Annotated in this window: 9 protein-coding genes and 3 pseudogenes; 10 read left to right on the forward strand and 2 right to left on the reverse strand. The window is 60.8% G+C overall.

Annotated elements, in window-relative coordinates; translation table 11 throughout:
- Both RHIZ70P_RS22085 and RHIZ70P_RS22090 read left to right on the forward strand, forming a co-directional pair.
- A pseudogene (locus RHIZ70P_RS22085) lies at positions 1–233 on the forward strand (DDE-type integrase/transposase/recombinase); the annotation flags it as partial.
- 31 nt (positions 234–264) lie between these two features.
- Positions 265–552, forward strand: coding sequence for a hypothetical protein (locus tag RHIZ70P_RS22090; protein WP_115672717.1), 288 nt, complete (start codon positions 265–267; stop codon positions 550–552).
- 269 nt (positions 553–821) lie between these two features.
- Here RHIZ70P_RS22090 and RHIZ70P_RS23120 read toward each other — a convergent pair whose 3' ends face one another.
- A complete protein-coding gene (locus RHIZ70P_RS23120; RefSeq protein WP_181904105.1) occupies positions 822–971 on the reverse strand; it encodes a hypothetical protein in 150 nt (49 codons plus the stop codon).
- A gap of 81 nt (positions 972–1,052) precedes the next feature.
- On the opposite strand from RHIZ70P_RS23120, the gene RHIZ70P_RS22095 reads away from it, so the two are divergent.
- Positions 1,053–1,394: a hypothetical protein gene (locus RHIZ70P_RS22095; protein ID WP_115672718.1), complete on the forward strand. Its 342-nt coding sequence runs from the start codon at positions 1,053–1,055 to the stop codon at positions 1,392–1,394.
- Positions 1,395–1,410: 16 nt separating this feature from the next.
- A pseudogene (locus tag RHIZ70P_RS22100) lies at positions 1,411–1,842 on the forward strand (SOS response-associated peptidase); the annotation flags it as partial.
- 971 nt (positions 1,843–2,813) lie between these two features.
- On the opposite strand, the gene RHIZ70P_RS22105 reads toward RHIZ70P_RS22100, so the two are convergent.
- Positions 2,814–3,506, reverse strand: coding sequence for a FadR/GntR family transcriptional regulator (locus RHIZ70P_RS22105; RefSeq protein WP_115672719.1), 693 nt, complete (start codon positions 3,504–3,506; stop codon positions 2,814–2,816).
- 188 nt (positions 3,507–3,694) lie between these two features.
- Between RHIZ70P_RS22105 and RHIZ70P_RS22110 the strand changes: the two genes are divergently transcribed.
- The 6 genes and pseudogenes from RHIZ70P_RS22110 to RHIZ70P_RS22135 form a co-directional block, all read left to right on the forward strand.
- On the forward strand, positions 3,695–4,492 hold the full coding sequence (locus RHIZ70P_RS22110) for an ABC transporter substrate-binding protein (protein ID WP_115672720.1): 798 nt from the start codon (positions 3,695–3,697) through the stop codon (positions 4,490–4,492).
- A gap of 64 nt (positions 4,493–4,556) precedes the next feature.
- Positions 4,557–5,228 (forward strand): amino acid ABC transporter permease, encoded by a 672-nt coding sequence (locus RHIZ70P_RS22115; protein ID WP_115672721.1) that lies wholly within the window; start codon positions 4,557–4,559, stop codon positions 5,226–5,228.
- Positions 5,228–5,977, forward strand: coding sequence for an amino acid ABC transporter ATP-binding protein (locus RHIZ70P_RS22120; protein ID WP_115672722.1), 750 nt, complete (start codon positions 5,228–5,230; stop codon positions 5,975–5,977). Before RHIZ70P_RS22115 ends, RHIZ70P_RS22120 begins: the two co-directional genes overlap by 1 nt.
- A 30-nt stretch (positions 5,978–6,007) precedes the next feature.
- Positions 6,008–7,273, forward strand: a complete 1,266-nt coding sequence (locus RHIZ70P_RS22125) for a cysteine desulfurase-like protein (protein WP_115672723.1) — start codon at positions 6,008–6,010, stop codon at positions 7,271–7,273.
- A gap of 32 nt (positions 7,274–7,305) precedes the next feature.
- A pseudogene (locus tag RHIZ70P_RS22130) lies at positions 7,306–8,241 on the forward strand (amidohydrolase family protein); the annotation flags it as partial.
- A 62-nt stretch (positions 8,242–8,303) separates the two neighbouring features.
- Positions 8,304–8,469, forward strand: a 166-nt coding sequence (locus RHIZ70P_RS22135) for a transposase (RefSeq protein ID WP_147294007.1), incomplete at its 3' end; no start/stop codon positions are given.

Here is an 8,469-nt window from a genome sequence, read left to right on the forward strand (position 1 = left end):
AGAGCCGTCAAACCACGGATGTCGTGTTGCAGGCGCTGCTCATGGCGGTCTGGCGGCGCAAGCCGAAGGGCGAGGTGCTGATCCACTCGGATCAAGGCTCGCAGTTCACCAGCATGGACTGGGCCTCGTTCCTCAAGCACCACAATCTGGTTCACTCGATGAGCCGACGCGGCAACTGCCATGACAACGCGGTGGCTGAGAGCTTCTTCAATCTTCTGAAGCGGGAGCGGATACTCTTCGCTTGCCGGCTTCAAGAACCCCGATATGATTAATGCACTGGCGAACGGCGATGCCAGGGTTCCGCTCGCCAAGGTCATGACCTTGGCGAACGCGCTTGGCTGCGACGAAAAGCAGTTGTTCGTGCTTGTATTGAAAAGTTGGTTCGGGAGCGAATTCGTGAACACGCTTGAAAGCGTCTTTAAGGATACCCTTGCCTCGTCCAACGAGCAAACTTGGCTCAGCTTCTTCCGCGATCTCTACGGTGACAATTTGCCCGAACTGAACCAGTCGCTTCGCCGTCGGCTTCGACTGATGGCGGGCCTGCCCGGCTGACCGTGTCGCCAGGGGCTGGTCGCCGGCGCGACAACGCAGCCGGCGCCTCCCGATCGATGTGTTTCTGCAGATTCTGAGGTGTGAAGAATTGGCAAACGGCAAGTCGGTGGGGAGCAACTTCAAATCTCACCGCCGTGAGAAGTGCCGGCAGCCCGCTTTGAATAGCGGCGATGCTGGTAGTCAACACCATTGACTCCCGCCGGCATGAGAACATATTGGGAACGAAAGCGAGGCGGCCGCTTTCGGAACTATGCTCATGACACGAGGACCTAGACCATGAACGCCGACCGCTGACCACTGACCACTGACCACTTGAAACCGTCCCCGTCGACCCCGTCGAAGCCGCCCTCGTCTGGCATCAGGGCGACGCTCGCGCGGCGATCGCCTCGCTCATCGAGGACTGCCGGCATCTGCGCCATCAGCTCGCCCTGACAGAAGACGCCATGAGCCGCGGCATGACACGCGGCTGGGCACCGAGTTTCGAGCGGAGTGAATGAGCCATGCCCGCGATCAGCTATCGCGGCCGCGCCCACCCCTACCTTGAAAACAAGATCCCGACGCTGGACGACGCCGATGGCCTGGGCCAGTTCGTGCGCGCCGGCTGCGGCCGCTGCAAGACTATCCGTTTCCATAGGCCGGCTGAAATTCGCGAACTGATCGGCCAGAACATCCATATCCTTCATCTGCAGGGCCGCTTCCGCTGCGACCAGTGCGGAGCGAAGGAATACATGACCGTCGAGTTCAAGACCCTGCTCGCCCGCGAGATACCGGGCCTCGTCGTCCGCGAGCTGGTCGAGGTCCAGTGGGTGAAGAAACCCCTCTGGCGTGATAGAAGGCTCTGACCAAGGAGGCCACCCCATGTGCAATCTCTACAATGTCACGACCAACCAGGAAGCGATCCGCGCCTTCACCCGCACCATGGTCGACAGCCTCGGCAACCTGGAGCCCTCGATCGACGTCTACCCAGATCACATGGCCCCGATCGTGCGCAACACGCCGGCCGGGCGCGAGCTTGCGAGCGTGCGCTGGGGTCTGCCCTCGTCCCGCTAGGCGCTTTATCAGGCCGCCTTGAAGCGCGCCGACAAGCTACGGGCCAAAGGCAAGGACGTCGACTTCGAGGAGCTCCTTAAAATGGAGCCAGATGGGGGCACGACCAACGTCCGCAACACATCGAGCAAGCACTGGACGCGCTGGCTCGGTGTCGAGCACCGCTGCCTCGTTCCCGTCACCCGCTTCGCCGTGCCGGACCCAGCAAGCAAGGTTGAGGGTGGCCGAACACCGAACGCGTGGAGATCAGGTTGCCTTTATACCGAGAACTTCCGGTCGCGCCGCAGATTAAGGTGCAGCGTCGATTGATCGGCGTGCTCTCATTGACTCGAGGATTCGCGCTGACGCGTTTCACATTGAAAAATGCGCAGACCATGCACGTAGCTGCCGCTTGCTCGCTGGTGAGTCTCTATTACGATTTCCGGCATGGGAGGATTGGACTTTGGGGTCGTCGCCAGCGCGGAAGCCATCCCCATCTCGGAGTTTTCCTTTCCCTAGGACTTCGACGTTCCCGTCAAGCGGATTGGTATATCTAGCAAGCGCGCCCGTCATGCTGGCGGGCAGAAGGCTAGCCGGCACCAGACGACAGTGAGCACGAAGTCGGCGCGCTGCGGATGGTCGACCACGAAGAGCCAGGCGAAGCAGACGCTCCCTGGGGCGCTCTTAGTTGCCACTTACCTCACGGTCCCAGTCAGCTGCGCCCACGCGGCGTTGATCGATCTACCGCAGAGCCGCGCCACTGAGCGCGGACAAGTTTCCGACGCTGGCGATCAAGGACACCAAGCGGAATTCAGGTCGAGCCCGGCGGATGCTAGCACGACAGTGCAGAATGCGACGGACATCAGCCCTGCATTCGATCGCGCGGACACATGTGTGCAGCCAGAACGAGTCCGCCGAGCTTTACATCATGGGTAAAAAATCGATTTCCGGCGATTTTTGTCAACGTTTGGGAAGGTTAGCGTCAAGTTGAGGAGTATTTTCGCAATGAATGGGGTTTCACACGCAGCCCTGTGTGCAGCCTAGAGTGGGAATGCCGCCGTGATTTTTGCCCACAAACCTGACAGAACTGCGTGACCGCAAGTCAAAATGTAAAGGTGCCGCAAGGTTCCGCAGGGCCGTTCAGCACCGACCCATACGAATAACGATAGCGCTCGAGAAGCTCGCCGGAATGTAGCCCGACCTCTCGTCATGTTCGTTGTCATGCACATCTGCCATCATGGTGAGAGGCCAGCACATCGTGCCGTATTGCGAATGTGAGCCTCCATTTCGCTGCGGGCCGCTTGCGCGTCATTTGCCCTGAGTGCTGCGATGATGCGTCGATGCTCGGCGATGGAATGTGTCATGCGTTCGGGGTCGGTGATCGGAATGGGTTGGCGCTGCGTCTCGGTGAGTTGGTCCCGCACCGTCTGGTAGAGCGCCTTTAGCATCGCATTGGAACAAGCCGACACAATGGTCTTGTGGAACTGGAGGTCGGCCTCGACATTTGCCAGCAGGTCCTGGTTGTCCCAGGACTGCTCCATCACCCGGGTTGCGGCCTCCATGTTCTCCAACTGCAACTGGGTGAGCCGGCCGGCCGACAGTCTTGCGATCTCGCCCTCGAGCAGGATACGTGTCTGGAACACGTCGAAGGCGGAGTAGCTGTCGGAATAGCGCCATGGCGCCATGTGGTTGGCCTGGTTGCGATCGCCGGAGCCTGCCACAAATGTTCCGCGTCCTGCTTCGGTCTTGAGCAGTCCGAGCGTCTCGAGCGTGAGCAACGCCTCGCGCAGCGACGCGCGGCTGATGCCGAACTTTTGCGAGAACTCGCGTTGCGACGGGATCTTCTCTCCCGCCTTCAGTTGGCCGGTCTGGATCATGGTCTGGATTTCGCGGGCCACGGATTGCGGGACGAGCGTCTTGTTCAACATGCGTTTCCTTCCCAGCGGGGCCATTGACCGCCAATCTATTTTTTCTCCCGCCATCTTGCCAAGCGGAAAGCGTCATGCTCTTTTGGTCTAACTGGTCTAACTGGTCTAACTGGTCTAACTGGTCTAACTGGTCTGACCAGTTAGACCAATGTAAATTGAGTCAAGTTCAAAAGACAAGGGGAACTCTCATGACACATTCATCAAGCCTAAAGACGACCATTTTGGCAGGTCTCATTGCTGCCTTCGCAACGGCTGGCGCTCAGGCGGCGGACCTGACGGTCGGCGCCAATATCGGCAACGTGCCGTGGGAGTTCGAGGATGCCAGCGGCAAGGTTACCGGTTTCGAGGTGGACCTTGTCAACGAGATTGCAAAGCGTCTCGGCAAGTCTGTCGAATTCGTCAACACGCCGTTCAACGGCCTGTTCCCGGCAGTCCAGTCGGGTCGCATCAACATGGCCATCTCCTCGATCACCATCACCGAGAAGCGCCTCGAATCGGTGACCTTCGCCCAGCCCTATTACGACAGCGACCAGTCGTTGACGGTCACTGCCGCCTCCGGCATCACGGGCTTGAAGGATATGGGCGGCAAGGTCGTCGGCGTCGATACCGGCTCGACCGGCGACATGTGGGCCGGGGCCAACCAGGGTGAATACAAGCTCGGCGAGATTCGCCGCTTCGAGGGGCTGCAGCCGGCCATGCTCGACCTCGTCGCCGGCCGCATCGACGGCTACATCTCCGACATTCCGGCGCTACTCTACTACGTCAAGGACAAGCCGGACCTCAAAGTGGTTGAGCGCATCCCGACCGGTGAGAAATACTCGATCATGTTCAACAAGAACGATCCGCTCGCAACGGAGGTCAATGCCGTCATCACCACGCTCAAGCAGGAAGGCTTTATTGCCAAGCTGCACGAGACATGGTTCGGCGCCAAGGCCGAAGACACCACCTCGACGGTGACCGTTCTCGACATGCCGAAGGGCAAGTAAGACCTATGACAGATCCGGCGGGGCACGAACTGTCCCGCCGGCTTGCCAGGGGAGCCGACAGGGCATGACACTTCTCAATACCTTCTTCAACCTGCAGGTTCTGGCCGACAGCCTGCCAGCGCTTTTGTGGGGCCTCGTCGTCACCCTGCAGATCGGCGTGACGAGCATTCTGGTGGGCCTCGGCGGCGGGCTTTTCCTCGCGGTTGCCCGTCTTTACGCGCCGAGATTGTTCAAGCTGCTGATCCGCATCTATATCGACATCTTCCGCTCGATCCCGTTGCTCGTGCTTTTGATCGTCGTCTACTACGCTCTGCCCTTCGTCGGCATTCGCCTGTCGCCCTTTCTCTCGGCGGTCACCGCTCTATCCCTGGTCTCGGCCGCATATACGGCGGAAATCTTTCGCGCCGGCATCGAGGCGATCCCGCACGGCCAGTTCGAGGCTTCTGCAGCCCTCGGCCTTTCCAACCGCCACACGATGATCGATGTCATCCTGCCGCAGGCGATCCGCATCGTCATCCCGCCGCTCACCAACAACTGCATCAACGTGATGAAGGATACGGCGCTCGCCTCTGTCGTCGCCATGCCGGACCTGTTGAAACAGGCCACGCAGGCCCAGGCGCTCGCCGCCAATCCGACGCCGCTGATCGGCGCGGCGCTGATCTACGTCGCGCTGCTCTGGCCGATGGTGGCGGTCGTTTCGCGTCTTGAAAAACACTTCAGCCGGGGGAAACGCTGATGCAGCAACCGGGCAATCCTCTCATTTCCATCCGCAGCCTCACCAAGGCCTATGGTACCTTCACCGTGCTTCACAGCATCGACCTCGACATCGCCGAGGGGGAGGTCGTCTGCGTGATCGGTCCCTCCGGTTCGGGTAAATCGACGCTGATCCGCTGCATCAACCATCTCGAGGCTTTTGAGCCCGATAGCCGCATAGTCGTCGATGGCATCCGCGTCGAGCCGGGGCCCGCGCTGGCGAAGGTGCGCGCCGAGGTCGGGATGGTGTTCCAGTCCTTCAATCTCTTTCCGCACATGACCGTTCTCAAGAACGTCATGCTGGCGCCAATGCGCGTGCGCGGGACGTCGCCGGCGGAGGCGGAGCGCAAGGCACGCGAATTGCTCACCCGCGTCGGCATTTCCGAACAGGCGGAGAAATATCCAGGTCAGCTTTCCGGCGGTCAGCAGCAGCGCGTCGCGATCGCCCGTGCCCTTGCCATGGAGCCGCGCGTCCTGCTGTTCGACGAACCGACCTCGGCGCTCGATTCGGAAATGGTCGGAGAGGTGCTCGACGTGATGCGCAAGCTCGCCGGCACCGGCGTCACCATGATCGTCGTCACGCACGAGATGGGCTTTGCCCGCCAGGTTGCCGATCGGGTGATCTTCATGGACAGCGGCCGCCTCGTTGAAGCCGGCTCACCCGCTGAGATCTTCGACGCACCGAAGGAAGAACGGACGCGCGGTTTCCTGCGCGCGGTCCTCAATCACTGAACAAGAAAAATACCTCGGAGGACCACAAGGATGGCCAATACATCGCCGCTCAACCTCGATTTCGTGCGCAGCCAGTTTCCCGGCCTCGACCGTGGCTGGACCTTCTTCGACAATGCCGGCGGGTCGCAGATCCTTAAAGGCGCCGTGGAACGGATCAACACCTTCCTGATCGACAAGAATGTCCAGATCGGCGGCTCCTATGAGGTGTCGCAGGCGGCCGCCAGCGCGCTCTATGAAGCCCGCACCGCTGCCATGCATCTTGTCAATGCCAGCCGACCAGAAGAAATCGTCTTTGGCAGTTCGACGACGGCGCTTTTGCAAAATCTCGCTCGAGCGATGCAGAGCCAACTTGCCCCTGGCGATGAAATCATCGTCACCGTGGCTGACCACGAATCCAATATTGGTCCCTGGGACCGCCTGCAGGAACGCGGTATCGTCCTCAAGGTGTGGCCGCTCAACAAGGAAAGCCTGACGCTCGATCTGGCCGACCTCGAGCCGCTGATGAGTGAACGCACCCGGCTCGTCTGCGTCACCCATTGCTCCAACATTCTCGGCTCGATCAACCCGATTCGACAAATCGCCGATTTCGTTCATGTCCGCGGCGCCAAGATCTGCGTCGATGCGGTCGCCTATGCGCCGCATCGCGCAGTTGACGTTCAGGCTTTCGACGTCGACTACTACGTCTTCAGCCTCTACAAGACCTACGGTCCGCACTACGCGCTGATGTATGGCAAATACGACCTGCTGCTCGAGCTCGACACGCTTTACCACTACTTCTACGGCAAGGACAAAGTGCCCGGCAAACTCGAGCCGGGCAACCCGAACTACGAGCTCGCCTATTCGACCTGCGGCATCGTCGACTACCTCACCACGCTGGGCGAACAGGCGGGCGAGACGGGCACGGTTCGCCAGAAAATCGTGGCCGCCTATGCCGCGATCACCGAGCAGGAGAACGCCCTGTCGGAGCGCCTGCTGGCCTATCTGCGCTCGCGCAACGATTGCCATATTGTTGGCCAGTCGTTCAATCGCGGAGGAAACCGCGTGCCGACCATCGCCTTCCGCTTCGTCGGTCGCGATGCCGGTGAACTCTGCAAGGCGATGGATTCGGAGAAGATCGCCATGCGCTTTGGTGATTTCCATTCCCGCCGGCTGGCAGAATACCTCGGCCTCACCGACCATGGCGGCATGCTGCGCGTCTCCATGGTTCACTACAACACGATCGAGGAAGTCGATCGCTTCACCGCCGCGCTCGACCGGATCCTGTCCGGTGAGGCGGGGCTGGCCAAGGCGAGCTGAGAACCATCCACGAGACAGCAAGGACCATGGGCATGCGCTTTGATACGGTGATCCGGCATGGAACGGTTGTGACGTCGAGCGACACATTCGTCAGCGATGTCGGTATCAAGGATGGCCGTATCGCCGCCCTTGCCCTCGGCCTGGACGATGCCGATCAGGTCATCGACGCGACCGGGCTCTTCGTCCTGCCCGGCGGCATAGACAGCCATGTGCATCTCGACCAGCCCTCGGGCGACGGCATCGTCATGGCCGACGATTTCGACAGCGGCACCCGCTCGGCGGCGATCGGCGGCAACAGCACGGTTCTGGCCTTCTGCATGCAGGAGAAGGGCCAGACGCTACGCGAGGCGTTGAAGGTCTATCACGCCAAGGCCGAGGGAAAATGCCATGTCGACGTCTCTTTCCACCTCGTCATCACCGATCCGACGGCCGAGGTCCTCGGCCAGGAACTGCCGGCGCTGGTCGAGGACGGTTATACCTCGCTCAAGGTCTTCATGACCTATGAGGGCCTTCGGCTGCGCGATGACGAGATACTGGCCACGCTCGACACGGCGCGGCGCACGGGCGCGCTGGTCATGGTCCACTGCGAGAACGAGGATGCGATCCGTTACCTGATCGGCCGGCATGAGGAGGAGGGCAGGTTCGCCCCGAAATACCATGCGACGACCCGGCCGATCGCTGCGGAGCGCGAGGCGACCCATCGCGCGCTGTCCCTTGCCGAGATCGTCGATGTGCCCATCGTCATCGTCCATGTCTCCAACCGCGAGGCGATGGAGGAGATCTGCCGCGCCCGCCAGCGCGGCCAGAAGATCGCCGGCGAGACCTGCCCTCAATATCTGATGCTGACCGCCGACGACCTGGACCTCGACGGGCTGGACGGCGCGAAATTCGTCTGCTCACCGCCGCCGCGTGACAAGGCAAGCCAGGATGCCTGCTGGGAGGGGCTGGAGCAGGGTGTGTTCGACCTGACCTGAGACCCTGAACTTCCTCCAGATTTTGGTAGAGTCCGTCGCAACCAGGAGACGGACGAATGAAGCGTTCACGGTTCACGGAAGAACAGATCATCGGGATATTGAAGGAGCAGGAGGCGGGCGCGAAGACAGTCGATGTCTGCCGCAAGCACGGCATCTCGGATGCAACCTTCTACAAGTACAAGGCGAAGTATGGCGGCATGGACGGTGAAGCGGAAAAGCAAA

This window comes from Paenirhizobium selenitireducens ATCC BAA-1503 (assembly GCF_900492185.1).
Classification (GTDB): domain Bacteria; phylum Pseudomonadota; class Alphaproteobacteria; order Rhizobiales; family Rhizobiaceae; genus Allorhizobium; species Allorhizobium selenitireducens_A.